Source organism: Shewanella aquimarina (genome assembly GCF_023349185.1).
In the GTDB taxonomy this organism is placed as follows: Bacteria; Pseudomonadota; Gammaproteobacteria; order Enterobacterales; family Shewanellaceae; genus Shewanella; species Shewanella aquimarina.
Window position 1 is genome coordinate 182,391 of record NZ_JAKIKY010000005.1, and the last position, 26,039, is coordinate 208,429.

26 protein-coding genes are annotated in these 26,039 nt (G+C 53.0%); 20 read left to right on the forward strand and 6 right to left on the reverse strand.

Features of this window, described 5'->3' with window-relative positions; genetic code table 11:
• Positions 1-219: 219 nt before the first annotated feature.
• Positions 220-378 carry a hypothetical protein gene (locus L2731_RS08210; RefSeq protein WP_186300622.1) on the forward strand — a complete coding sequence of 53 codons (159 nt, stop codon included), beginning with the start codon at positions 220-222 and terminating at the stop codon, positions 376-378.
• 145 nt (positions 379-523) lie between these two features.
• On the opposite strand, the gene degS is transcribed toward L2731_RS08210, so the two are convergent.
• Both degS and degQ read right to left on the reverse strand, forming a co-directional pair.
• Positions 524-1,603 (reverse strand): outer membrane-stress sensor serine endopeptidase DegS, encoded by a 1,080-nt coding sequence (gene degS, locus L2731_RS08215; RefSeq protein ID WP_249252644.1) that lies wholly within the window; start codon positions 1,601-1,603, stop codon positions 524-526.
• 138 nt (positions 1,604-1,741) lie between these two features.
• A complete protein-coding gene (degQ, locus tag L2731_RS08220; RefSeq protein ID WP_249252646.1) occupies positions 1,742-3,094 on the reverse strand; it encodes a Do family serine endopeptidase DegQ in 1,353 nt (450 codons plus the stop codon).
• 308 nt (positions 3,095-3,402) lie between these two features.
• Between degQ and zapE the strand changes: the two genes are divergently transcribed.
• From zapE to L2731_RS08270, 10 genes are all read left to right on the forward strand, one after another.
• On the forward strand, positions 3,403-4,509 hold the full coding sequence (gene zapE, locus L2731_RS08225; RefSeq protein WP_249252647.1) for a cell division protein ZapE: 1,107 nt from the start codon (positions 3,403-3,405) through the stop codon (positions 4,507-4,509).
• A gap of 273 nt (positions 4,510-4,782) precedes the next feature.
• On the forward strand, positions 4,783-5,214 hold the full coding sequence (gene rplM / locus L2731_RS08230) for a 50S ribosomal protein L13 (protein WP_011867090.1): 432 nt from the start codon (positions 4,783-4,785) through the stop codon (positions 5,212-5,214).
• Between the two features lie 15 nt (positions 5,215-5,229).
• A complete protein-coding gene (gene rpsI, locus L2731_RS08235) occupies positions 5,230-5,622 on the forward strand; it encodes a 30S ribosomal protein S9 (protein ID WP_011867089.1) in 393 nt (130 codons plus the stop codon).
• 106 nt (positions 5,623-5,728) lie between these two features.
• The gene (locus L2731_RS08240) at positions 5,729-5,917 is read left to right on the forward strand and encodes a DUF2065 domain-containing protein (RefSeq protein ID WP_011867088.1); all 189 of its coding nucleotides are present in this window, start codon (positions 5,729-5,731) and stop codon (positions 5,915-5,917) included.
• Positions 5,918-5,983: 66 nt separating this feature from the next.
• The gene (locus L2731_RS08245) at positions 5,984-7,279 is read left to right on the forward strand and encodes an adenylosuccinate synthase (RefSeq protein WP_041509957.1); all 1,296 of its coding nucleotides are present in this window, start codon (positions 5,984-5,986) and stop codon (positions 7,277-7,279) included.
• A 247-nt stretch (positions 7,280-7,526) separates the two neighbouring features.
• Entirely contained in the window at positions 7,527-8,201 is a 675-nt protein-coding gene (locus L2731_RS08250; protein ID WP_249252648.1) for a tetratricopeptide repeat protein, read from the forward strand.
• Positions 8,202-8,258: 57 nt separating this feature from the next.
• Positions 8,259-10,733, forward strand: a complete 2,475-nt coding sequence (gene rnr / locus L2731_RS08255; protein ID WP_249252649.1) for a ribonuclease R — start codon at positions 8,259-8,261, stop codon at positions 10,731-10,733.
• 14 nt (positions 10,734-10,747) lie between these two features.
• On the forward strand, positions 10,748-11,488 hold the full coding sequence (rlmB, locus tag L2731_RS08260) for a 23S rRNA (guanosine(2251)-2'-O)-methyltransferase RlmB (protein ID WP_249252650.1): 741 nt from the start codon (positions 10,748-10,750) through the stop codon (positions 11,486-11,488).
• 476 nt (positions 11,489-11,964) lie between these two features.
• The gene (locus L2731_RS08265) at positions 11,965-12,678 is read left to right on the forward strand and encodes a hypothetical protein (RefSeq protein WP_249252651.1); all 714 of its coding nucleotides are present in this window, start codon (positions 11,965-11,967) and stop codon (positions 12,676-12,678) included.
• Between the two features lie 118 nt (positions 12,679-12,796).
• Positions 12,797-13,447, forward strand: coding sequence for a hypothetical protein (locus L2731_RS08270; RefSeq protein WP_249252652.1), 651 nt, complete (start codon positions 12,797-12,799; stop codon positions 13,445-13,447).
• Between the two features lie 618 nt (positions 13,448-14,065).
• Here the strand turns inward: L2731_RS08270 and L2731_RS08275 are convergent.
• Positions 14,066-14,809, reverse strand: coding sequence for a DUF481 domain-containing protein (locus L2731_RS08275; protein WP_239849511.1), 744 nt, complete (start codon positions 14,807-14,809; stop codon positions 14,066-14,068).
• Between the two features lie 223 nt (positions 14,810-15,032).
• On the opposite strand from L2731_RS08275, the gene rpsF reads away from it, so the two are divergent.
• Genes rpsF through rplI form a run of 4 tightly spaced genes read left to right on the forward strand, consistent with a single transcriptional unit; the run spans position 15,033 to position 16,480 of the window.
• A complete protein-coding gene (rpsF, locus tag L2731_RS08280; RefSeq protein ID WP_239849512.1) occupies positions 15,033-15,446 on the forward strand; it encodes a 30S ribosomal protein S6 in 414 nt (137 codons plus the stop codon).
• An 8-nt stretch (positions 15,447-15,454) separates the two neighbouring features.
• Positions 15,455-15,760 (forward strand): primosomal replication protein N, encoded by a 306-nt coding sequence (gene priB, locus L2731_RS08285; RefSeq protein ID WP_041509965.1) that lies wholly within the window; start codon positions 15,455-15,457, stop codon positions 15,758-15,760.
• A 12-nt stretch (positions 15,761-15,772) separates the two neighbouring features.
• Entirely contained in the window at positions 15,773-16,000 is a 228-nt protein-coding gene (gene rpsR, locus L2731_RS08290) for a 30S ribosomal protein S18 (RefSeq protein ID WP_011867078.1), read from the forward strand.
• Between the two features lie 27 nt (positions 16,001-16,027).
• Positions 16,028-16,480: a 50S ribosomal protein L9 gene (gene rplI, locus L2731_RS08295; protein WP_041509966.1), complete on the forward strand. Its 453-nt coding sequence runs from the start codon at positions 16,028-16,030 to the stop codon at positions 16,478-16,480.
• Positions 16,481-16,587: 107 nt separating this feature from the next.
• On the opposite strand, the gene L2731_RS08300 is transcribed toward rplI, so the two are convergent.
• Entirely contained in the window at positions 16,588-16,980 is a 393-nt protein-coding gene (locus tag L2731_RS08300; RefSeq protein WP_249252653.1) for a hypothetical protein, read from the reverse strand.
• A gap of 304 nt (positions 16,981-17,284) precedes the next feature.
• On the reverse strand, positions 17,285-19,489 hold the full coding sequence (locus L2731_RS08305; protein WP_249252654.1) for a S46 family peptidase: 2,205 nt from the start codon (positions 19,487-19,489) through the stop codon (positions 17,285-17,287).
• 116 nt (positions 19,490-19,605) lie between these two features.
• Between L2731_RS08305 and dnaB the strand changes: the two genes are divergently transcribed.
• The 3 genes from dnaB (at position 19,606) to L2731_RS08320 (ending at position 23,491) form a co-directional block, all read left to right on the forward strand.
• Positions 19,606-21,012 (forward strand): replicative DNA helicase, encoded by a 1,407-nt coding sequence (dnaB, locus tag L2731_RS08310; protein ID WP_239849515.1) that lies wholly within the window; start codon positions 19,606-19,608, stop codon positions 21,010-21,012.
• Between the two features lie 109 nt (positions 21,013-21,121).
• Positions 21,122-22,198 (forward strand): alanine racemase, encoded by a 1,077-nt coding sequence (gene alr / locus L2731_RS08315; RefSeq protein WP_249252656.1) that lies wholly within the window; start codon positions 21,122-21,124, stop codon positions 22,196-22,198.
• A 63-nt stretch (positions 22,199-22,261) separates the two neighbouring features.
• Positions 22,262-23,491 carry a BamA/TamA family outer membrane protein gene (locus L2731_RS08320; protein ID WP_249252657.1) on the forward strand — a complete coding sequence of 410 codons (1,230 nt, stop codon included), beginning with the start codon at positions 22,262-22,264 and terminating at the stop codon, positions 23,489-23,491.
• Between the two features lie 15 nt (positions 23,492-23,506).
• Here L2731_RS08320 and L2731_RS08325 read toward each other — a convergent pair whose 3' ends face one another.
• Positions 23,507-23,971, reverse strand: a complete 465-nt coding sequence (locus L2731_RS08325) for a chemotaxis protein CheX (protein WP_239849518.1) — start codon at positions 23,969-23,971, stop codon at positions 23,507-23,509.
• Positions 23,972-24,252: 281 nt separating this feature from the next.
• On the opposite strand from L2731_RS08325, the gene L2731_RS08330 reads away from it, so the two are divergent.
• Both L2731_RS08330 and L2731_RS08335 read left to right on the forward strand, forming a co-directional pair.
• Positions 24,253-25,284, forward strand: a complete 1,032-nt coding sequence (locus L2731_RS08330; protein ID WP_249252658.1) for an NAD(P)H-quinone oxidoreductase — start codon at positions 24,253-24,255, stop codon at positions 25,282-25,284.
• A 302-nt stretch (positions 25,285-25,586) separates the two neighbouring features.
• Complete coding sequence (locus tag L2731_RS08335; RefSeq protein WP_239849520.1) at positions 25,587-26,021, forward strand: hypothetical protein; 435 nt, start codon at positions 25,587-25,589, stop codon at positions 26,019-26,021.
• The last annotated feature ends 18 nt before the right edge of the window (positions 26,022-26,039 follow it).

Below are 26,039 nucleotides of genomic sequence, written 5' to 3' on the forward strand. Positions count from 1 at the left end.
TTAGTAAGGCTTAGGAAAGGTGCGAATAAGTCCCGTGCTTGCTCTGCGTGTGCTAAAAGTGGATAGATGCAAGGCACAGTTTGCAGCGAATGGCCCTAGTCCTTCGCAAGAGCTTCCTCTGCAGGGATGAAACATATTTAATCTCATCTAGGCGGTACAGATCTGCTGATACTTGTAGTATAAAAAGATCGGCCAATTTAATTATGCTAAGGAGAGTATATGGCACATGGCAAAAGGATGGCGTTATTAGTGGGGCTGCTGATCGGTGCCCTGATCTGTTACGGCGTGGGCATGCACCTGGGGGCTTTGAGCCTGCTGGTCGTCGGCGCGCTGCTAGAGTGTGGTTTCTGGTTGCGACTATTTAAGAGCCCAAGTTAAGGGCTTAAGCTAAGCGCTAATGCTCGGAGCCTGAGCAAGTCAGCCGCTCGATATCATGAGATTAGCGTGATAATGAAAAGACAAAAAAGCCAGCGATTGCTGGCTTTTTTGTCTGCGGACTTGAGTCGCTATTCTTCAGAACCCGTTACTCAGAGCCCAGGTTTTCCCCTATGGTGACAGGTACCTCATAGTACTTGCCGCTGCGTATGATGGTCATGGTGACCTGAGTGCCAGGTGGCGTCTCGGCAATTCTGTCCATCAGCATCTCGACACCGGGAACGGTTTCGTCGTTAAACTTAGTGATCACGTCTCTGGGTCTGAGCTTGGCCTGGGCGGCCGGCCCTTGATGATCGATACCCGTCACCATGACACCGGTCAGATCCGGCAGGTTGAGGATCTGCGCCATCACAGGGTTGATCGCTTCGCCAGTTATGCCTAACGCACCACGGATCACCCGGCCATCTTTAATCAGTTTGCCCATGATGCTGTGAGCCAGCTTGATGGGGATGGCGAAGTTAATGCCATGGCCACCACCCTCGCCGCCAATCTGGAAGGCGGCGGTGTTGATGCCGATCAGTCGGCCGCTGGTGTCGATGAGTGCGCCGCCCGAGTTACCCGCGTTGATGGCGGCGTCTGTCTGCAGGAAGTCCAGATAGCCCGAACTCAGGCCGTTACGGCCGGTGGCGCTGATGATTCCCTGGGTGATGGTTTGCCCCAGGTTATAGGGGTTGCCTATGGCCAGTACCACGTCGCCGACCTGGGCCGGCACATCTAAGTTAATGGGGACGACGGGCAGGGCATCGCCCTCTATCTTGAGCACCGCCAAGTCGGTGACAGAATCTGAACCCACCACCTCTGAGGTAAACTTGCGACCATCTTGCAGGGCGACCACTATCTCGTCGGCCTTCTTGACCACGTGATAGTTGGTGAGTATGTAACCCTCTTTACTCATGATCACGCCAGATCCCAGCCCCTGCAGCGAGCCCGAATTGAGCGGACGGCTCTGATCTATGCTCAGACTATAGATGTTAACTACCGCCGGTGCGGCGCGGCGTACTGCCTGGGAGAAGGAGAGTTCTATTCCGTTCTGTCCGCGGCTCTGGAAGAAGTTGCCGTGGTTAGCCGTGCCTGTGATCCATGGGGTGATGACCAGAAAGACGGCGGCCATGATGAGGCCGAAAAAAACAGCTTTCGCGATGTAAATTACCGTGTCTTTAAGCGTCATGATTTAAGGTGTTATGGGGAAAGTAGCGTTAGATTAACATGTTTATTTATAGGGCACTATTGGCCTAAGTGCATAATGCGAGAAATAAAAGAGGCCATGGTGCAGGCGGTTAAGCCTGGCCATGGCCTCCAAGGCGTCCTATCTGAGCACCAGATAGAGACTGTTGTTACCGCGCAGCAGTTTCAGGGCTACGGCGCCGTGTTGCTCCTTAAGTTCCGCCTTAAGCTCTTTAAGATCTTCGATACGGGTGCGGTTGACCCCGACTATGATATCGCCCTTGAGCAGGCCGCTAGCCGCCGCCGGAGAACCCTGGGCGATCTCTGTGATCTCGACCCCTTTCTTATTGTTCTCTAGCGTTGCACCCGCCAGCATAGGATGTACGGCACCGGCCGCGGTTTCTGTCTGCTGGTTAGCCTCGCCTAACACAGCGGTGACCGTCTTCTCATCGCCGTCGCGGATCAGGCCGAGCTTCACCTTGGCACCGGCCCCCATGGTACCTATCTTGGCTCTCAGCTCCTGGAAGGACTTGATCGGCTTGCCGTTGACGCTGATTATGATGTCGCCGGCCTTGATGCCCGCCTTATCCGCCGCACTGTCTGGCATTACCTCATTGACGAAGCCGCCGTGCTGCGAATCCAGACCAAAGCCTTGGGCCAGCTCGCTATCTAGGTCTCGACCGCTGACACCCAGCACGCCGCGGCGTACCTCGCCGTGTTCGATCAGCTGATCCACCAGGTTGTTGACCATGTTGGCCGGAATAGCAAAGCCGATGCCTACGTTACCGCCGCCCGGGGCGACGATGGCGGTGTTGATGCCGATCAGCTCACCGTTGAGGTTTACCAGGGCGCCGCCCGAGTTACCGCTGTTGATGGCAGCGTCTGTCTGAATGAAGTTCTCCAGCATCTCGATACCTAGGCCGCTGCGGCCCATGGCGCTGACGATACCCGAGGTAACTGTCTGGCCAAGACCAAAGGGGTTACCAATTGCCACGGCGAAGTCACCTACCTTGAGTTCATCTGAGTCGGCGCGCTTGAGGGCGACCAGGTTCTTGGCTTCGATCTGTAACAGGGCCACGTCAGACTCGGCATCTGTGCCGATAAGCTTGGCCTCTATCTCACGGCCATCGTGCAGGCCAATCAAGATCTCGTCGGCGCCGTCGATCACATGGTTGTTGGTGACGATATAGCCTTTCTTCGCATCTATGATGACCCCAGAACCTAGTCCCTTGAAGGGACGTTCCTGCACCTGCTCTCTCGGGGCGTTAGGGCCGAAGAAGTAGCGGAAGGCGTCGGGCAGACGCTGCTTAGAGACATGGGTGCCAGATACGGCGACGGCCACCACGGCAGGGGTGGTTTTCTCCAGCATGGGCGCCAGGCTAGGTAGCTCCTGTCCGTCTACGGCCAGTGGAATGGCGGCTTGAGAAACGGCAGGCATAACCATCAGGCTCGTGCCGAGCAGTGCGGCGGAAAGTAGTGATAATTTCGTTTTCATCTATTCATGACTCCAATGTTGCAATTATGAACTTATGACTCTGTAGATATAAGGCTACTCGGACGTAAATCAAGTGATTAAAAGACTGTGTTATTCAATCCGACTCTCGCCTTCTCGATAAAGTTCAGGTGATTAACAAAGGTTAATTTTTCGTTAGTCTTCATCGACTAGCGAGCGATACAGCCCTGGTCGTCCCTTTTACGTTTGTCTGTACCTGCCAAGGTTTTAGCTTGGCCCACATATACCTTGAGATTGCGTGTCGTGATACCATTTAGCGATTGGATTAAGGATAGAAGAGAATAATTTCAGTGTCGCATCTCACCCCCTGGCAGCATTATCAAGCCGATCTACAACGTGATGACTTTTCCTATGACCCCGCTCAGGAGCAGGCGGTTAAGGCCCTGCAGCGTGTCTATGATGAGTTGATTGCGGCGCAGCAAAAGCCGACGGGGATGGCGAAACTGCTGGGGTTCCTGGCTAAGCCAGCGCCTTCGGTGCAAGGCCTCTACCTCTGGGGCGGAGTCGGGCGCGGCAAGACCTATCTGATGGACACCTTCTATGATGCCCTGCCGGGCGAGCGTAAACTCAGGGCGCACTTTCATCGCTTCATGCATCAGATCCATCTGGATCTCGACAACCTCAAGGGGCAGCGTGATCCCCTGCTGGTGATCGCCAAGCGGATGGCCGAGAGCTATCAGGTGATCTGTTTCGACGAGTTCTTCGTCTCAGACATTACAGATGCCATGCTGCTGGGCACACTATTTCAGGCGCTATTTGCCGAAGGGGTGGCCCTGGTCGCTACCTCGAACATCATTCCCGATGAGCTCTATCGTAACGGCCTGCAAAGGGCGCGTTTCCTGCCGGCGATTGCGCTGATCAACAAGCACTGTCAGGTGTTGAATGTGGACAGCGGCATCGACTATCGCCTGCGCACCCTGGAGCAGGCCGAGATCTACCATTATCCACTAGACCCTCAGGCCGATAAGAACCTGCTGGGGTATTTCCAGCAGCTGGCGCCGGAGTCGGAGGTCTCCCGCGAGGCGATTGATATCGATGGCCGTGAGATCGCCATCCGCCAGCAGGCCCAAGGGGTGCTGTTGATCGATTTTCGCGATTTGTGCGACGGTCCCCGTAGCCAGCGCGACTATATGGAGCTGGCTTGTCTCTATCACACAGTGCTGCTCAGCGGTGTCGAGCAGATGGGAAGCCAGAGCACGGGCGATGATATCGCCAGACGCTTCCTGGCCATGGTGGACGAGTTCTATGAGCGCCACGTTAAGCTGATCATCTCGGCCGAGGTAGCACTGGAGGAGATCTATACCCAGGGGCTGTTGAGTTTCGAATTCAGACGCTGTCGTTCGCGCCTGACCGAGATGCAATCGCACGACTATCTGGCGCTGGAACACCTGCCATAGGGCGAGATTCAACCGATAAATGGCGCTTTTTGCCCTTTCGCCATCTAATCGATGCCAAGCTGAGTAAATCATTTAAATTAGCTGAAAAAATTAGGTGATTTTTAACTCAGCTTTGTCTATAATTCGCGACCTGCCCTCGTTACTCCGCCAAAACGGCGGAAGTTGTAAAGCCTTATTCTTTGCTCGAAGGGGCGGAGAATGGCATTTTTTGTGTTGTTATTTATTAAAAGATAATGGCATTTGAGACAGAATTTAAACATTGGGTTTTTGTAAATGAAGACTACATATACTGCTACACCAGAAACAGTGACGCGCGAATGGTTCGTTGTTGACGCTGAAGGTAAAACTTTAGGTCGTATCGCTACTGAGATCGCTCGTCGTCTACGTGGCAAGCATAAGGCAGAATACACTCCTCACGTTGATACTGGCGATTACATCATCGTTATCAATGCTGAGAAAGTAACTGTAACTGGTAACAAAGCAGCAGCTAAGACTTACTACTCTCATTCTGGTTTCCCAGGTGGTATCAAGCAGATTACTTTTGATAAGCTGCAAGATCATAAGCCAGAAATGATTATCGAGAAAGCAGTAAAAGGTATGTTGCCAAAGGGTCCTCTGGGACGTGCCATGTACCGTAAACTGAAAGTTTACGCTGGCGCAGAGCACAACCATGCTGCACAACAACCACAAGTTCTTGATATCTAATCCGGGAGTAAGCTAATGTCTGCAACTCAGTACTACGGCACTGGCCGTCGCAAAACATCTACTGCTCGCGTATTCGCTAAAGTAGGTAGTGGTAACATCGTCGTGAACCAACGTCCACTTGACGAATATTTTGGTCGTGAAACTGCTCGTATGGTTGTTCGTCAACCTCTAGAGCTAGTTGAAATGACTGAAAAGCTAGACATCTATGTAACTGTTAAGGGCGGTGGTATCACTGGCCAGGCAGGTGCAATCCGTCACGGTATCACTCGTGCCCTGATGGAGCTTGATGAAGCTCTACGTCCTTCTCTACGTGCCGCTGGTTTCGTTACCCGTGATGCTCGTAAAGTTGAGCGTAAGAAAGTCGGTCTACGTAAAGCACGTCGTAAGCCACAATTCTCAAAGCGTTAATATTACGCCGCGAAGATTGGAAAAACCCAGCCTTGTGCTGGGTTTTTTTATGGCCGTTTTCTGCTATTTTTAAGGCTCAATTGTTCGCTATAGGAAACACACCTAGATGACATTCCAACTCCTGATGCTGGTTTTGGCGATAGTGCTGATTATCGAGGGGATAGGTCCGCTTTTATTTCCGAATCGTTGGCGGGCATATTTGCAAGAAATTTCCAGCCAAAATCAAAGAGTTTTGCAAAGGTTAGGCGGTGCTTTAGTGACCGCGGGCGTGGTCATATTGATTATTTTTTCATAAATTACTTGCCACTTCCCCCCCAAGATCTGCTAAAATCCCGTTTTAACCACTACCTTGCAGCAAATAATGGGCAAAAACGTTGTAGTTCTCGGCACCCAATGGGGTGACGAAGGAAAGGGTAAGATAGTCGATCTACTTACCGAACAGGCCAAATATGTCGTTCGTTATCAAGGTGGCCACAATGCTGGTCATACTCTTGTTATCGATGGTGACAAAACCGTTCTTCATCTTATTCCATCAGGAATCTTACGCGATAATGTAAAATGCATTATCGGTAATGGTGTTGTGCTTGCGCCCGACGCCCTGATGAAAGAGATCAACATGCTTAAAGAGCGTGGCGTCCCTGTAGAGGAGCGTCTGCTTATCTCCGAGGCGTGTCCGTTGATCCTTCCCTTCCACTGTGCCTTAGATATCGCACGTGAAAAAGCACGCGGTAATAAAGCTATTGGTACAACGGGTCGTGGTATCGGTCCTGCTTATGAAGATAAGATCTCTCGTCGCGGTCTTCGCGTTGGCGATCTGTTTAATGCAGAACTATTCGCCGAGAAGCTGAAGGAAGTGATGGCATATCACAACTTCATGCTGACCGAATACTATGATTGCGAAGCGGTTGATTACGAGACCACGCTAAAAGATGCGTTGGCCATCGCCGACTATCTGAAGAGCATGTGTACCGATGTGACTGAGCTGCTGGATCAAGCACGTAAGGCCGGTGAGCCTATTCTGTTTGAAGGCGCACAGGGTACCCTACTGGATATCGACCACGGTACTTATCCATTCGTAACCTCTTCAAACACTACTGCAGGTGGTGTGGCGACAGGTTCAGGTTTCGGTCCACGTCACCTTGACTATGTGCTCGGTATCATGAAGGCATACACCACACGTGTGGGTGCGGGTCCTTTCCCAACTGAGCTGCAAGACGAGATCGGCGATCACTTAGGTACTAAGGGTCACGAATTCGGTGCGACCACTGGTCGTAAGCGTCGTCCAGGTTGGTTAGATATCGTTGCCATGAAGCGCGCGGTACAGATCAACAGCATCAGCGGTTTCTGTCTGACTAAGCTTGACGTACTCGACGGCCTTGAAGAAGTTAAGATCTGTGTGGGTTACCAGTACCCAGATGGCAGCATCGCAACGGTTACGCCGTTGGCAGCCGAAGGCTACGAGCAGGTTACTCCTGTGCTCGAGACTATGCCTGGTTGGAGCGAGAACACCTTTGGTGCGACCTCTATCGATCAACTGCCACAGGCAGCGATCAACTACATTAAGCGTGTAGAAGAGCTACTGGAAACGCCAGTCGATATTATCTCAACGGGTCCCGACAGAAACGAGACCATGATTCTAGTGAATCCGTTCAGTTAATCATAAGGGCCGCGTTAAGCGGCCTTTTTATTGCAAGCGATTTTATTGCAAATGCTTTTACCGCAAATGACTTTGTCGCAGATACTTTGAGCGCACCAGGCTCGAATATCTGTGGGTAAATTGAGATCTATTAGCGATAAGCATACGATCACTTTTTAAGCTAATGCCGCAGCGGCCGATAAGATAAGGTATACTGCCTGAGTCTATTTGAGAGATAAGGCGTGAGATCAACCAAGAGAGCTTTCTTATGGCAAGATTAGTGTGTGTTATGTTGCTGGCCTGGCTATCAACCCTGGCCCATGCCGAGCCCGAAACCGCTAAGGCGGTTGATAATAAGCCCACCGAAAACAGGTCGGAAGGGTTGAAGGCGGTCAATATCTACAGCCAAGAGCAGCTTATCAAGATGATCCGTGACAAGTCTTACCTGACCCGCGTCACGGGAGATGATTGTCAGCTGGTGCAAGATATCGAGGCGCGTGCCGAGGTATTGAAGCAGCCGCTGTACCAATATTTATGGGCGGAGATGCTTAACTATGGCATCTGCGTCAAGGCCAACCCGCCACGGGGGATCTCCATGCTACGCGACGCCGCAGAGCAGGGGAGCGCCGAGGCCATGGTCAGGATTGCCGAGTATTACCATGACGGTAAGTTCGTGATCCAAGATAAGGAGCGTGCGGTGCAATACACACTGCCCGCTGCCGCCAGTGGCGATCTGCCTGCGCGCATGATGCTGGTCAGATTGTTTGGCGAAGGCTATGGTAGCCCCAGAGACTATGAGATGGGTTACCACTGGCTATACAACGATGTATTTAGTGATGAGGCGACCAAACAGGAAGCCCTGAAATTATTGATGGTGCTGGAAGCAAAGATGCCCGCAAGTGCAGTTGAGAGGGCTAAGCAGGCGCACCTGAGATCCCGGTAAACGCCCTAAGCCCCTTAGCAACAGCAGGAGAGCCTGGGCAAAATTTATGGATAATGAATGATCAAAGATCCGCATTTAAAGCGTGAACAAGAGAAGTACGACAACCCCATTCCTAGTCGTGAGTATATTTTAGATTACTTACGCTCACAGCAATCACCCCTCAATCGCGAGAAGATCGCTCAGGCGCTCAAGATAACCGACGAAGAGCAGCTCGAAGCCCTGCGCCGTCGCCTACGGGCCATGGAGCGTGACGGCGAGCTGGTCTTTACCCGTGGCCAGGCCTATGGCCTGCCCGAGCGTATGGATCTGCTCAGCGGTACCGTTCTGGGGCATAAGGATGGCTTCGGCTTCCTTAAACTCGATGAAGGTGGCGACGACCTCTTCATCAATAACCGTGACATGTTGATGTATTTCCACGGCGATAAGGTGCTGGCCCAGAAGGCCGGTGTCGACCGTAAGGGACGCCGCGAGGCGCGCATCGTCCGTCTCACCCATGAGCGCACCGCGCCACTGGTGGGGCGTTTCCACCTGGATTCCGGCATGGCCTTCGTGATCGCCGATGACAAGCGTATCACCCAGGAGATCCTGATCCCCGATGGCGATCGCAACGGTGCCCGTCAGGGTGACGTGGTGGTGGTCGAGCTGACTCGCCGTCCCGGTCGCTACATGAAGGCGGCAGGTAAGGTCACCGAGGTGCTGGGCAAAGAGATGGCGCCGGGCATGGAGATAGAGATCGCCCTGCGTAACTATGATCTGCCCCATACCTGGTCGAGCCTGATCGAGAAGAAGCTGCGCAAGATCCCCGACGAAGTGACCGAAGAGGACAAGCTGGGCAGAGTCGATCTGCGTAAGCTGCCGCTGGTCACCATAGACGGTGAAGATGCCCGTGACTTCGACGATGCCGTGTACGCCGAGACCAAGAAGAGTGGCGGCTGGCGCCTGTGGGTAGCCATCGCCGACGTGAGTCACTATGTGCGCACCGAATCGGCGCTGGATAAAGAAGCCCGTGCTCGCGGTAACTCAGTCTACTTCCCGTCTCAGGTGATCCCCATGTTGCCGGAGAAGCTGTCTAACGGCCTCTGCTCCCTCAACCCGGGTGTCGATCGCCTCTGTATGGTGGCCGAGATGACCATCTCGGCGGCGGGTAAGCTGTCGGGTTATAAGTTCTACCCGGCGGTGATGCACTCCCACGCGCGCCTCACCTATACCCAGGTGGCGGATATGCTCGAGGGCGGCGAGGTGAGCGATGAGCTCAAGCCAATCTTCCCGCATTTGCAGACCCTGCAGTCGCTCTACCTGACCTTGGATGATACCCGCGCCCAGCGCGGTGCCATAGCCTTCGAGACTACGGAAACTCAGTTTATCTTCAACGCCGATCGCAAGATCGAGCGTATCGAGCCGCGCACCCGTAACCAGGCCCATAAGATCATCGAAGAGTGCATGATCCTGGCCAACGTGGCGGCGGCCAAGTTTGTGAAGAAGCATAAGGGCGAGGTGCTCTATAGGGTGCATGAGGCGCCGTCGGAGCAGAAGCTGACTAACTTCAAGGACTTCCTCAAGGAGCGCGGCCTTGCCATGGGCGGCGGCCTGGAGCCGGAGCCTGCCGATTATCAGGCCCTGATGGAGCAGGTGATCGACAGGCCCGATGCCGAGCTGATTCAGGTGATGTTGCTGCGCTCCATGCGTCAGGCAACCTATAACCCGGACAACGAGGGCCACTTCGGCCTGGCGCTGGAGGAGTACTCGCACTTTACCTCGCCGATTCGTCGCTATCCGGATTTGATCCTGCACAGGGTGATCCGTTACCTGCTGGCCAAGGAGCGTGGCGAGGCCAGCGACAAGTGGACGCCTGATGGTGGCTATCACTACCAGATAGAAGAGCTGGACCTGCTGGGCGAAGAGTGTTCCAACACAGAGCGCCGCGCCGACGAGGCGACCCGCGACGTCAGCGACTGGCTCAAGTGCGAGTTTATGCGTGACCATGTGGGTGACACCTTCGAGGCTGTGGTGGCCTCTGTGACCCACTTCGGCATGTTCGTCCGCCTGAGCGACCTCTTCATCGACGGCCTGGTGCATATCTCCACCCTGGGCGGTGACTATTATCACTATGATAATATGCGTCAGCGCCTGGTGGGCGAGGCCTCGGGTCAGGTGTATCAGATAGGCGATGCCGTTACCGTCAAGGTGGCCGCGGTTAACCTGGACGATCGCCAGATCGATCTCATGATGGTGGGCGACGATGGTAAGACATCACGTCCGCGCCGCGCCAAGAAGCCGCTGACCGCGCGCGAGCGGGTCAACCTGGAAGGGGCCAAGATGTCCCGCAAGGGTAAAGAGGATGACAAGCCCAGCGGTAAACGCCGCTCCGCCCGACGCAGCGAAGGCAAATCTGGAGCTGGCAAGCCCGCAGCCGGTAAGTCCGGTGCGGGTAAGGCTGGCGCGAGTAAGTCTAAGACTGGGGCCAAGAAGTCATCAGCCAAGCCGGGTGCCAAGAAACGTAAGAGCGTGAAGAAACGCAGCAGTAAGAAATAAGAGACTCAAACCAGATGAAGAAACAAGATTTCACCTTCGGCATCCATGCCGTCGAGGCCTTGCTAAAGAACAGCCCTGAGCGGGTGATCGAGATGTGGGTATTGCAGGGGCGCGACGATCAACGTCTGATGCCGCTGCTGGCTATGGCCGCCGAGTATGGCGTCTCGGTGCAGCAGGCGTCACGCAAGGCGCTGGACGACAAGGCCAGCAGCAGTCAGCACCAGGGGGTGCTGGTACGCGCCAAGCCTGCCAAGCAACTCAATGACAACGATCTGCAGGCCCTGCTGGACAAGACAGAGACGCCGTTTCTGTTGATCCTCGATGGCGTGACCGATCCCCACAACCTGGGCGCCTGTCTGCGTAACGCTGACGCCGCCGGGGTACATGGGGTGATCGTGCCGCGCGACAATTCGGTTGGCCTCACGCCAACCGTTAGCAAGGTTGCCTGCGGCGCCGCCGAAGTGGTGCCCCTGTTTCAGGTGACTAACCTGGCGCGCACCATGAAGGCCCTGCAAGAGAAGGGCGTGTGGATCGTCGGCGCCGCCGGCGAAGCCGAGCACGACCTCTACAAGGCCGACCTTAAGGGCCCTATCGCCATCGCGATGGGCGCCGAAGACAAGGGCCTGCGTCGCCTGACTCGCGAGAGCTGTGATTCGCTGGCCTCTATCCCGATGGCGGGTAGCGTCTCTAGCCTCAACGTCTCAGTAGCCACAGGGATCTGTTTGTTCGAGGCGGTTCGTCAAAGGTTGGGGTGATCGGGAATTCGATCTTTCAATTTTTGAGTTGCTGACTCAGAGTTGATGAATGCCGATGAGGGAGACTTCATCGGCATTTTTGTATCCGATATGGAATCGGATAGTTTTCCTCTGTGTGTAGCGTCTTGTTGCATGCGTACTTATCGAGAGAGTTTGAAAGTCGCATCTTCATTGCAATCTATCGCCTGCCCGGCGAGGGATGTGCAAGCACTCTTTTGGCACGGTGAGTGAAGCGCAGCTTCGTGCTCACGAGCGAGAGGCATGGATGCCGAACTGGCTGTTAAACAGGGATGTTGTTTGAATATATCCCTATACGCTTCACGGCGGTACTGACTTACATGGATGTAGGGAATGCCAAAAAATGTAGGGAACATTTTTGGCCATGCCGCCGAGAGCCAAAAGCGTGCTTACACCTGTATCTAATCGTCTCTTCGATTTGCCGTCGTTTGGTGAGAGTAGGGAGTTAAAGCGAAAAGGTGTTTATAGCCCTTTGTGAGTTACAGGTAGTCAAGGCTTCTGAGAAGGCACAATATCTCATTTTACTGTCAATGTTTTCCGCTCGTTTATGCGGCCCGACTTTGATAGAGTACTTATTAATCAATGGCTTTGCTGGCTATAAAGGACATGCGAATATGTCAGATCAAGAAATAAAGCAAGTATGGGATGTTGGGTTGTCACCATCCGAGAGCAAACTTCTCGGCCTGATTGTTGCCCATTGGGGAGCAATTGAAGGCGAGGTATTCCAGCAGGCCTTGGAGAGTTATGGTGTCGATTTCGAGTTGTCAGAACTGCCTAAAGAAATGAATAATTTAAGCTTCTCTAAAGTGCTAGAGGTATGGAAGGAAAGGGTGATTGCTGGAGCACCTGAAGCTGATAAAGTGGTTTTAAAAAAGCAATATGAGAAGATTCGGTGTTATCAGGATTATCGAAACTCTTTAATTCACGGGATGTGGATATTTGACCGAAATACTCCAGAAGTAATATCTACTTTGAGGGGTCGTGGGAAAGAGATTATATCTGCAGTGTTTGAGGAGGGGCAACTACAGAAATTTTACTCCGAATTGGCTCAAATTAATCTTTATATCAGGTATCCGAGGGGCATGGAGCAGGTTTTTGAGGAGCAATTTAAACAGGGATACTATGTGAATGAAGCAGAGATTCGTAGAATGAAATTGAGGAAAAAAGGTTAGGTTAGTTGAGAGTAGAGTTTAGCCACTTAACGAGCCAAATTACAACGCGCATACAAAGGAAGGCAGTTCAAAAGAGTGGTTTGGTAACTGTTAGCTGGTTTTTAGGCGTTAAATGAATATGAAACATTCTGAGTTAAAGCTTCGGCAAGTTTATACAAAGCAGATGGTTGAGGTTGTAAGTAGACTGAATTCAGCTTCGAGCTATATACAGCAGTATTTTAAAAGTAAGGATGAATCAGAGTTTGATTCGGGTGTATTACAGTTTAGAAAGGCCTTAGAGGCTGTCGCATATGCTTCTATCGCCCCAAACAAGGAAAAGTATCAAGCTTTTAGAAGCAAAGCTGATACAAGCAAGGATTTCACTAAGGATTTTAATGCAACTAAGATCTTCCATAATCTTCGTAGTATCAATAAAAGCTTTTATCCTATGCCATTAATTCCTGCACGAAAAATTGCGGAACACCAGTGGCATTTTGAACGAAAAAGTAGTGGGTTTTTAACTGAGAAAAGATTTCAAAATATTTACGATAGGTTGGGTAAGTTTCTGCATGCCGACAACCCTTGGGGAACAAATAAAAATCTCCAAAATTTAGCCAAGGATATAGAGGTTGCAATTAGAGACGTGAGGTTACTTTTGGAGTTACACGCTGCATTCATTCAATCGAAAGCTTTTACGGGTGTTTGGATAGTCGAGGTGCCTAAAGATGCTACAGTGCCAAAAATCACTAAGGCTGTAGCTATAAGCGAGTTTTGTGTGAGCAGTAGTTAATAATATGCGTCAGGTAAGCCCTTCCGATGTGGATTTCTTTTTCGTCGCATCCTGCTTGCAGTGTAATTGCAGTTTACTATTGCAAGATTTTCTTTAATTCAAATAGTCATGTATGGAGTTTTAGGCCGCACGCATTCTTGTCTAGAAGCTTCACAAAAGGTCAAATAGGAGAGGGAATAACTCGGTATAGCTTTGCCTTTCCGTTATGTGGAGGTCATTGTATAGCCTACTGGGAGTTTACTGGTGGTGATCACGAATGTATCTATACGTGAAAGCGGCAGCAGAATATAAACCCCTGATCAAGCAATCGTTAGAGATTCTTTTTTGCATCTAATTGACATAGGTAACGTCAAATCGAAGAGACGATAGATAACGGTGTAAACACGTTTTTGGCCTTCGAAATCAGGGATGATTTCGCAGAGCCCACAGGGAAGTGCTAGTGGCGTGCCAAAAACGTGTTTGCACATAAAGCCTGCGGCAGGCAATTGATACACCATGAAGGTATGGTTCAAAGCACCCTTTCAAATTTCAATCCGGCTTAAAGCCAAAACCATTGGAAGCAGCGCTTAATCTACCAGAGCAGCATTGAATCCTTGTGCCCATCAAGGTTCGCAAACCTTACTTAAAGGTGTACAGCAGATTAAAAGTAGTGACGGTATCTGTCTGCTTCGACCCTTCGGGTACCACTTCCGTGTACTTGACGTTCATGCCAATCTTAAACGCCCAGTCCTGGAACAGGGTGTTCTTGTAACTCATGTCCAGGGTGACTGTGCTGTTGGACTCGCCGGTTTCGGCGGTGAGGTCGGCGTTGAAGCTGGTGTATTCGTGGATCTTCTGTTCGAACTTGGCGGCGGTACGCAGAATCGCCTCGCGATCGGCCTCGGGGTCGGGCACCGACTCGCTCACCTGGGGCAGGTTGTAACGATAACCAGGACCGATTTCGAGACTCAGCTTAGTGCTGCTGTCGCTGATGGCATCGAAACCATAACCGGTCGATACGATTGAGATGCGGGTATAACTACCGAATCTGTCTTCGGTGAAGTCACCGCGGGCGAAGATATAACCCGAGTAGATCTTGTAGCTCGACTGGAGCTGGACATCGTACTTCTCCGAGGTGGTTTTTTCCGAGTCGGAGGCGAAGTAGGCCTTGAATACCCCTTCCTGACGAAACTTGTCTGTGTCGTAGACCAGTTTGGTGCGACCGTTGAAGCTGCTGGACTCTGTGTTACCCGTGTTGATCTGCAGGCCGGCTTCTATCTCGGCAGAGAAGTCGCTAGGGGGTTCCTGATAGTCCGGAGGCACCAAGGCCCAGGCGCTGTGGCTGAGGCCGAGTGTGATAAATAAACTTGTTGCTCTTAACATTATTTTTATTTTTTGCACGCGTCTGGAACACAAAAATGACAGCGGACTATCATACCGTTTCACCGGGCGATGGGCAAAGTGATTAAGGAAAGATATTGCTTGAGTTTTGAGGTGTGACCATGTACTATTCCGCGGCTTAATTCAGTCACTTTATTTAGTTCCTTGCCTCCATTTGGTCTGACTGAGCCAACAACGAGGCTAGATAACCGTAAGGAGCAAAAAAATGCGTCATTATGAAATCGTATTTTTAGTTCACCCTGATCAGAGTGAACAAGTGCCAGGTATGATCGAACGTTACACGGGTATCCTTACCCAAGCTGGCGGTCAAATCCACCGTTTAGAAGACTGGGGCCGTCGTCAACTGGCTTACCCAATCATCGAACTGCATAAGGCTCACTATGTTCTGATGAACGTAGAAGCGACTGCAGAATCGGTTGAAGAGCTAGAAACAGCTTTCCGTTTCAACGACGCTGTTCTTCGTAGCATGGTTATGCGTACCAAGGGTGCCATCACCGAAGCTTCTCCAATGGCTAAAGCGAAAGACGAGCGCGAAGCGCGTCGTTCTAGCGAAGAGCGCCCAGCTCCAGCTGCCGAAGCTGAAGCATCTGAAGAAGCCGCTGAAAACGCAGCAGAGTAAGTTTATTTGTGGCCACCAATCACTTGGTGTTATCTGGAACCATCACTCGGTCCAGAAGCTTTAGTAGCCCGGCAGGCATCCCACATTGTGTGATCATGCTGGAACACAAATCGCAGGTTTATGAAGCAGAGATGCTGAGAAACGTATACTGCCAGATGCAAGTGATATTCAGTGGCGAACGCTTTAACAGCATCACAGACAAACTGAAAACCGGTGTGGATATCGAGGTCAAAGGTTTCATCGCCCTCCAGAGAGGACGCAATGGTCAAAACCGCCTGGTATTACACGCTGAAAATGTCGAATTGAAAACTTAGGAGACTGTCAAAATGGCACGTTATTTCCGTCGTCGCAAGTTCTGCCGTTTCACTGCAGAAGGCGTTACTGAGATCGATTACAAAGATATCGCTACTCTAAAGAACTACATCACTGAAAGTGGTAAAATTGTTCCTAGCCGTATCACTGGTACAAACGCTAAATACCAACGTCAACTGGCTCGCGCTATCAAGCGTGCTCGTTATCTTTCTCTACTGCCTTACACTGATCTACATCAGTAATAGCGCATCAATTTAGAGGAATTAATAATGAACGTTATTCTACTTGATAAAATCGCTAACCTGGGCAACCTGGGTGACCAAGTGTCAGTTAAGGCTGGTTATGCTCGTAACTTCCTTTTACCTCAAGGTAAAGCGGTAGTTGCTAACGCTGCTAACACTGAAGTATTCGAAGCACGTCGTGCTGAACTAGAAGCTAAGCTAGCTGCTGAACTAGCAACTGCTACTGAGCGCGCTGAGAAGCTGGCTGCTCTTGAAGCTGTTGTTATCGCTTCTAAAGCGGGCGACGAAGGCAAGCTGTTCGGTTCAATCGGTAACCGTGACATCGCTGATGCAGTAACTGCTGCTGGCGTTGAACTGGCTAAGAGCGAAGTTCGTCTGCCACTAGGTGCTATCCGCACTACTGGTGAATTCGAAATCGACGTTCAGCTTCACGCTGAAGTTAAGGCTGTTGTTAAGCTTTCTGTTGTTGCAGAAGACTAATACACAGTTTTAAAAGATTAAAGAAACACCGCGCTAATCTGATTAGTGCGGTGTTTTTTTATGCCTGAAATAGACGAAGAAGCGGCGTACTCTTAATGCTATTTTGCCTAGCGCGATTCGCCGGGTTCTATCTGTGTCGCCAGTAAGGAGAGCCGATAGTGAGTGCTGCCCGCTACCAGGCTGGTTACGGGGTCGTCATAGCTTAGGTAGAGTTCTTGCCTGCCTATGTGGCGAGGTTCAGTAGTAGCGCATAGATAGATGTCACTGACGACCTTGAGCAGACCTGTAGGGGTGAAGCTTGAGCAAAGCTTGATACTCACTGCTCGATTGGCAAGTTCACTTGTCCCAGGCTCGAGTGTGAGCAACCGCTCGATAAGCACTTGATGGTCGCAGGTGAGGCTAAAGTTGAGGCGGAACTTAAATGTGTTGCGCTCGCGCTGTTCGGCATGCATTTTTCGTTGTTGGGCAGAGAGATAGAATCCGCCTAATGGGCTGCTCATCTTGTATCTCATTTCGGTTGGCATCTTATACCAATCGTAATAAATAATTGATCATTCTAGCTTGTTAAAACGCTCGATAACTGTATTAGTATTTTTAATTGTAGAATAACTACTTATCTAAAAATTCTGCTTTGTTCTCAAGCGTTTTTCCTGCGCTATTTCTGATCACATACTTACTGTGATTGGTATTACTACGCTATGCTACTGACGAGTTAGCGACAAGTAAAAAAATACCCGGCAATGCCGGGTATTTGTCTATGGTGTAAACGGACAGCTGTAAGACTAGTTTCTGACTAGTTTCTGACTAGTTTCTGACTAGGTCCAGCTCGCCGATCAGGTTGTCGGCGTGATCTACCTCATCCATCATCCACAGAATGTAGCGGAAATCCACATGCACGGCGCGGGTGATGGTCGGGTTGAAGAACCAGTCTTTGGTGATCGCCTCATAGGTAGAGTCGAAGTTCAGGCCAACCAGTTCGCCCTTGCCGTTAAACACGGGCGAGCCAGAGTTGCCGCCTGTGGTATCGACGCTGGAGAGGAAGTTCACCGGCACTGAGCCAAAGCTTTCAGGCTTGTCCAGGCAAGAGAACAGGCGGCATAACCAAGAGGCTGGGTCTTGATAGACAGACTCCACCTTGTGGCTGCCGTAGCGCTTGGCCTTGATGGCATCCAGTACCTTCTTGGGCGCATCAAACGGCTCGACGCCCGTGTGCTTGGCGACTATGCCCTCCAGGCGGGTGAAGGGCTGCTTGTAGAGGGCGTCTTTCGACTGATAACCATCCACCATGCCGTAGGTGATACGCAGGGTGCCGTTGGCATCTGGGTATACCGGCCAGTTGTTGGCCTTGTAGTAGGCGATAACGGCTTCCATGTAACCAGGACGAGCCTTAGACAGCTTACCGGCCAGGGTCTTCTGGGCTTTTTCCTGAGCCAGGTTGGTGTCGTACAGGGCAACGGCGATGCGGATGAAAGGATCGGCGCTGGTCTCAAATGCCTTCACATCGGCGTCCATCCAGGCAAGGCGCTCTGCCTGATTGGTCAGGCCGGTCAGCGAGTAGAGGCCGTCGAGCTTGTCGCTCAGGCTTACCTCAGGATCGTCTGATTTGAGCATGGCATCGAGCTCAGGTACGCGGTTGTCCTGGGCCAGGTAGGCGTTTAGATCTTGCATCCACAAGGTCTTGTCGACGCTGATGGCGAAGCTTGAATCGATACGCTTGAGGCGCGCCTTAAACATCTTCATGTCGCGCTCTTGATAGCCTTCCTCACGCTCGGCGTCCGGCTTGGTCTTCTCCTTGGCCAGACGATAGAGGCGATTGGCGGTGGCCAGCAGATCGCTGGACTGAGCGTTTTCGAAGAAGTAGCGGGTCTGCAGTGCCTGACGCTGCTCAACCAACAGGGTCTCAAGCTGGTCAAACTTAGCCTGATAGCTCTGGTACTGGCTGTCTGTGGTTAGCCACTGACGGAAATCGTCTTCGCGGGCCTGCTTGATACCGGCGATGTCGGTGGCCTTAAAGCCATCAAGCAGGCCGTTGTACTTCTTCATGCGGTTGGCCATCGAGGCCAGGGTGCCCGCGTACTTGATCTTAACGCTTGCGTCCTGTGCACCCATGGCTTCTATGGTGTCGATGCGCTGCTGATAGCGCTTGGCCAGGGTGGGGTAGAGCCAGTCGCTGGCAAATTTTAGCTCACTGGTGAGGCGGTAGCGGCTGGTCGAGCCTGGGTAACCGGCTACGAATACGCCGTCGCCCGCCTTGACGCCATCGGCATTGATCTTCAGGTAGCTCTTAGGCTTGAAGGGGACGTTGTCTGGCGAGTAGGCGGCCGGTTTACCGTCTTTGCCTACGTAGGCACGCAGGAAGGTGAAGTCGCCCGAGTGGCGTGGGTATTCATAGTTGTCTATGTCACCGCCGAAGGAGCCGACGCTCTTAGGTGGCGCGTATACCAGACGCACGTCGCGAATGATGAGCTGCTTGATCAGGTAGTATTCCAGGCCGTTGTGGAAGCTGCGCACCGAGCAGCGATAGTTGTCGTCGCTCTCACACTCTTTTATCAGTGCCTTGCGGTTAGCCTGGATCTCTTCGTAGCGTTTCAGCGGGTCGTCGCTGAGATCTTTGGTGACCTGCTCGCTCACGTTGGTGACCGCCTCTGTGATGTAGAGACGTTCGTTAGGGCCGGCAGAAGGTTCGTCCGCTTGTTTGCGCGCCAGGAAGCCATCGGCGATGTAGTTGTGCTCTTTCTTGCTGTTGTATTGAATCGCGCGGTAGGCACAGTGGTGATTCGTTACAACTAACCCTTGGGGGGACACGAAACTGGCGGTACAATACCCCAGTCCGACAACTGCATTCATCGGATATTGGGTCAGATCGGCGAGTTGTTTTGCTGGAATTTGGATACCGCGTTCGCTCAGCTTGTCGGCGATCGATGGCATTTGATACGGTTGCCATTGCCCTTCATCGGCAATGACAACGCCAGATGACAGCATTAAGGCTGCAACCAATGCTTTGCGCATGTTTATTCCTTAATTATTATGTGTAAGTTTGTAGGACGAACAGGTCAGAGGCCTGTTTCTGCTTGACCCGGGTTTTATATCATATTTTGCCTAATCGTTGGAAATTTGGAGAGTTAATGTCACAGCAAGGTGGATTTCAGGCTAAGAAAAAGCCTAGAGATATACAGATCGACGCATTGAAGATGCCGCCCCACTCGATTGAGGCCGAGCAGTCTGTGCTCGGTGGCTTGATGTTGGATTCAGATGCCTGGGATAAGGTGGCCGAGGCCGTGGTGAAGGATGACTTCTACTCCCGCTCCCACAAGATGATCTTTACCGCCATGGAGGCCCTGGTCGCTGCGGGTCAGCCTATCGATCTGATCACCGTCTCCGAACAGCTGGAGCTTGAAGATCACTTAGAAGATGCCGGTGGCTTCGCCTATTTGGGCGAGATCGCCAAGAACACCCCGAGCGCGGGCAACATTCTCTCCTACGCCGCCATCGTGCGTGAGCGCGCCGTGGTGCGCGAGATGATCAAGGTCGCTAACGAGATCGCCGACGCCGGTTTTAACCCCGAGGGGCGTAATTCAGGTGAGCTGCTGGATCTGGCCGAAAGCAAGGTATTTAAGATCGCCGAGCAGCGCGCCAACGCCAACGAGGGCCCTGAGGGGATCAAGACCATCCTCGAAAAGACGGTGGATAAGATCGAGGAGCTGTATAACAACCCGCACAACGGTGTTACCGGGGTGTCCAGTGGCTTCAACGATCTCGACCGCATGACGGCGGGCTTCCAGTCGGGCGATTTGATCATCGTCGCGGCGCGTCCCTCTATGGGTAAGACCACCTTCGCCATGAACCTGTGTGAACAGGCGGCGCTGCATGAAGACAAGCCAGTGCTTATCTTCAGTCTCGAGATGCCCTCGGAGCAGATCATGATGCGTATGCTGGCCTCACTGGGCCGGGTGGATCAGACCAAGATACGTACGGGTCAGCTCGACGATGACGATTGGGCGCGCGTCTCCTCGACCATGGGGATCATGCTCGAACAGGGCAAGATGTATATCGACGATGGCTCGGGCCTGACACCGACCGAGGTGCGCAGCCGCGCCAGACGTATCGCCCGCGAATATGGCGGTCTGTCGATGATCATGATCGATTACCTTCAGCTGATGCAGGTACCCGCTCTGTCAGACAACCGTACCCTGGAGATCGCCGAGATCTCCCGCTCGCTCAAGGCACTGGCGAAAGAACTCGAGATCCCGGTGATCGCCCTGTCGCAGCTTAACCGCTCATTGGAGCAACGCGCCGACAAGCGCCCGGTGAACTCGGACTTGCGTGAATCTGGCTCTATTGAGCAGGATGCGGATCTGATCATGTTTATTTATCGTGATGAGGTGTATAACGACGACTCCGAAGATAAGGGCACCGCGGAGATCATCATAGGTAAGCAGCGTAACGGCCCCATCGGCCGGGTACGTTTGACCTTCCAGGGCCAGTTCTCCCGTTTCGATAACTACGCCGGTCCGCAGTTCGAAGAAGATTAATCCGACTAAGCTCATAGGGTGAGATTAAACTTGGTTTAATTAGCCCTATGGGTCGTTATTTTGCGTTACCCTCATCGAGTCTCGACGCCATTAACATTAAGGTTATTGTTTGAAACCCTTTCCCCGAGCAGAGATCAGCGGCGATGCGCTGAAAGCTAACCTAAAGCGATTACGCCAGCTGGCCCCCCAGAGTAAGGTGATGGCCGTGGTGAAGGCCAACGGCTATGGCCATGGCCTGCTGAATGTGGCCCATTGTCTGGCCACCGCCGACGGCTTCGGCCTGGCGCGTCTGGAAGAGGCGCTGGAACTGAGAGCCGGCGGCGTCTCTTCTAAGCTACTATTGCTAGAAGGCTTCTTCCGTCAGAGCGATCTGCCCACCCTGGTGGCGCACGACATCGATACCGTGGTGCACCATGAGTCGCAGATCGAGATGCTCGAGGCCGCCAGCCTTGCCAAGCCGGTGACGGTGTGGATGAAGATAGACACAGGCATGCACCGTCTGGGGTTCACCTTAGATCAGTTTGAGGCCATCTATCAGCGTCTGCTTGCCTGCCCACAGGTGGCCAAGCCTATTCATCTGATGACCCATTTTGCCTGTGCCGACGAGCCGGAGAATCCCGCTACCGCCGAGCAGGCGAGGCGCTTCGAGCAGATGACTGCCAAGCTACCGGGCGACCGCACCCTGGCCAACTCGGCCGCCACCCTCTACTGGCCCGCGACCCAGGCCGACTGGATCCGTCCGGGGATCGCCCTGTACGGCGTGTCGCCTGTCGTTGGCGATCTTGGCCGCAATCATGGCCTGGAGCCCGCCATGGAGCTGGTTTCCCAGCTGATCGCCGTGCGCGACCATAAGGCGGGCGATCCCGTTGGCTACGGCAGTTACTGGCAGGCCAAGCAAGATACCAAGCTTGGCGTGGTGGCTATCGGCTATGGTGACGGTTATCCCCGCAACGCCCCCGAAGGCACGCCGGTCTGGGTCAATGGCCGCCTGGTGCCTGTGGTGGGAAGAGTCTCCATGGACATGTTGACCGTGGATCTGGGCATAGATGCCACAGACAAGGTGGGTGATACCGCCGTGCTCTGGGGCAAGGCGCTGCCGGTCGAAGAGGTGGCCGAGCATATAGGAACCATCGCCTACGAGCTGGTGACTAAGTTGACCCCGCGCGTCGCCGTCTGTCTCGAGTAATCGATGCCGGATCTGTTCACCCCTAGAGCATCGCTCACGCGGCTAGCTTCTCAGGCTAGCCGTTTGTTTTTTGCCGCAACGCTCGCCCTACTTGCTGGTCAGGCGCTGGCCAGTGATGATCTGGCGCCTCAGGTACAGATCAATAGCGGTGATGGAGCGCGCGCCGAGTATGTAGCCGTACCCTTTATCTTCGCCACCGAGACCCTTAGCACCTCTGTGGGCGCCGCCGGTGTGGTGAAACACGCCGGGCAGCGTCAGGCTTCTCTATTTGCCCTGGGGCTAGGCTCGGCCAACGATTCCTGGGTGAGTTATCTTGGGGCTTATGACTATCAGATCTCTGGCGTCGATAGCTGGCTGTTTTCCGGCGAGTATTACCGTGCCCGCTACACCGAAGGGATCTTCTATGTGCCCGGGCAGGCGCCTGCGAGTATGGCTGCTCAGCCTACGCGGGTGGTGACCCAGGGGGATGAGTCCTTTGCCAGGCTGCATCTTAAATACGTGCTGCCCTGGGGGCGGGGCGCCAAGGGGGCGGTTGCCAGTCTGCGCAGCGCACCCTTAGGCAGCCACGAATGGAACCCACTCACCTCTGGGGTGAGCAGTATCGAGCTGACTCCCTTCTATACCGAGCAACGCCTGGAGGGATATGAGTCGCTGCCACAATCGGCACGCGGGCTCGAGCTGGAGCTGGCCTGGGACAATCGTGATAACCGCGAGAACGGCCAGCAGGGTGGGCGCACCAGCCTGACCTTTACGCGAGACTGGGGTAGCAGTCAGCGTCAGAGCTGGACCACCTGGGAGTTTGAGCAGAGTCTCTATCTGTATTTGGGGCAGAGCGATTGGTTCGACAGTCGGGTGCTGGCATTCGATGTGTATCTGGCCGATACCCCCACCTGGAATAGCTATGATGAGGCCAGCCAAGCCTACCAGCGCCCGCCGAGCTTTGCCGGGGTGAGCCTGGGGGGCTTCAAGCGTCTTCGCGGCTACAGCGGCAATCAATTTACCGGCCGCAGCGCTGTGTTGTACGCCGCCGAATATCGTTTGACTCCCAAGTGGAATCCATTGCAGACACTACCCGTATTTCGCTGGTTTGACATTCCCTGGTGGCAGTGGACGGCGTTTGCCGAGGCGGGCAAGGTCAGCGACGAGTTCAGTCTAGATAGCCTTCACAGCCAGATGAAGACCACTGTGGGCGCGGGGATTCGCTTTGAGGTCGAAGGAGTGGTGGTGCGCACGGACTTTGCCGTGGGCGAGGAGGAAGGCCAGTTCTGGATCATGGTGAACCAGCCTTTCTGATGAGTTAGGTATCGGTTAGCTCTCGAAGCAGATCTCGATATAGGCGGTGCCGTAGATGCTGCTGAAAGGCATGATGATCTTCTGCCCGTCGGACTTGTGGGCTATGGTGTGATTCTTACCCGACACCACGATTGGGGTGGCCATGTCGAATTCGTAGCCCTTGTCACTGAGGAGATTCTTGGCGCCACCGGTCACCATGTTGGTGAGTTCGCCCACCAAGTCTGTCACCTCTTCATCTATACTTTCGGGCTTCTCGCCCAGCATCTTGTTCATGATCTCTAAGATCAGCGACTCTTCGAAGGTGATCGATAAAGATCCCTTGGTCTGCGGACCGACCATGCCGATGAGACCCGACACATCGCCCTTGGCCAGATTATCTTTTTTCAGGTTGGGTTTGCCGGGTTTAAGCTCCAGGTTGGCCATGGTCTTGAGCACATTGAGCAGGGAGTCGAGAAAAGGATTGATAAAGTCAACATTCATCGCAGGTGCAGCCCCTTCTGGTGATAACAGATCGCAGCATATAGGTCTTTAAGCTTAGGTGATAATTGGGCTTAAAGCCTGCTTGCTCAGAAACACAATAACATAAAGCCTAAGCGGTGCGACAAATCTTTTATAGCTAACTTACTAATGGTAAAGATATTTGTGAGCTGTTGTTTGTTTTATCCATACTCTGAGCGCAAGGATTGTGGCTAAGGCTTGCCCCGCTAACCATTTTCGCGCTAGCCTCGGCATCAACAACTCCCTTTAAGCCAGGAGCCAATATGTCTTCGCTTCCCACAAGCTATACCCATGTGCAATTTAACGCCCCGGGCGGGCCAGAGGTGCTCGAGCTGACGCAGAGCACCTTGCCCGCCATCGCGCCGGATCAGCTGCTGATCAAGGTGGCGTACGCCGGGGTGAATGGCCCGGACGTTGCCCAGCGCCGTGGCGTCTATCCCCCGCCGGCCGGTGCCAGCGAGATCCTGGGACTGGAGGTGTCAGGCACTGTGGTCGCCCTGGGTGAGCAGGTGACAGGCTGGCAGCTGGGAGACAAGGTCTGCGCCCTGGTGCCCGGCGGTGGCTATGGCGAATATGTGGCGACCTGGGGCGTACACTGTTTGCCTATTCCACAAGGGCTCAGCATGGCTCAGGCAGCGGCCCTGCCCGAGACCTTCTTCACCGTTTGGGGCCATATGTTTATGCGCGGCGGCCTCAAGGCGGGGGAGACGGTATTGATCCATGGTGGCTCGGGGGGAATAGGCTCGGCGGCGGTCACTTTAGCGAAACAATTCGCTGTTAAGGTGCTGGTCACCTGCGGCAATCAGGAGAAGATAGATTACTGCCTCGCCCTGGGGGCCGATCACGGTTTTAACTATCATGACGGGGATCTGCTGGCCCAGATAAAGGCGGTGGCGCCTCAAGGGGTGGACTTGGTGCTGGATATGGCCTCGGGTGACCTTATCGATCTCAATCTCAAAGCGCTGGCGCTCGAGGGCCGCCTGGTGACCATCGCGCTGCAGCGAGGCAGGCGCGCCGAGGTGGATGTGGCGCTGCTGATGGCTAAGCGTATCTGGTGGACTGGGGCGACATTGAGGCCGCAATCGGTTGAGGCCAAGCAGGCGATTGCCGATGGCCTGCGTGAGCAGGTGTGGCCTAAGTTCGACACACAGGAGGGCAGCAGCCTGGTGCCTCACCTGTTTGCCGAGTTTGCCCTGGGTGATGCGGCCAAGGCCCACGCCTTGATGGAATCGGGGCAACACAGGGGAAAGCTGGTGCTCAAGGTGGCCGGTAACTCGCCTAAAGCTGAGGGCTAAGTATGGCGCCAGCTACTGCTCTAAAGGGGTAGAGGGCTTTTTTAACTTTGGTATAAAGTCGGTTAGAAAAAACTTGAATAACTGATTTGATCGGCTAAATTCGTTACTAGTAACTACCGAGTGAGCATTTTGATAGCAATTAAATAAAATAGATCTATTTGGCTATTGATTTCTGGCGGTATTTATTAAAAATGTGTGGGCTATTGTCCAGAGGCGTTTCTGACGATGGCAGCGACTAAGCTAACAGTTGTCAGCTTTATAATTTTATATTGGTATGTGTTGATTTAAGGGTATTAGCATATATGTATGACACGTCTAAAGAACCTGTTTGGTATGGTGAACTTCGTACGGCTCGAGGCAATACTATCCTCATTCACGACAAAGATTTTCCCGAAGCCAGTGCGGGACGAGTTTATCTCTATAACACGGTAAGAGATGCCGTGATTGAATATGCCGAGGACATCGTTAAGGTGAACTTGCATGACCTTACGGAAGAGGAACTTAAGGCTGCCAAAGCCGAATATGACGCGAACTGGTTAGCTACCCGAACTGCCTTCATGCAGCAGCACGCAGGCTGGGTTGAAGCGATTCATGCTAAACCTGCCCCGGCCCCTAAGAAGGTGAAGGTGGAAGCCGAAGAAGTCGCCAGTGACGATGATGACGACGATGTCGAGCTCGAAGTCGATAGCCTGGACGACGGTTATGATGATTGGTCTGACGATGACGACCGCAACTAGAACCCCAGTTTAGTTAGT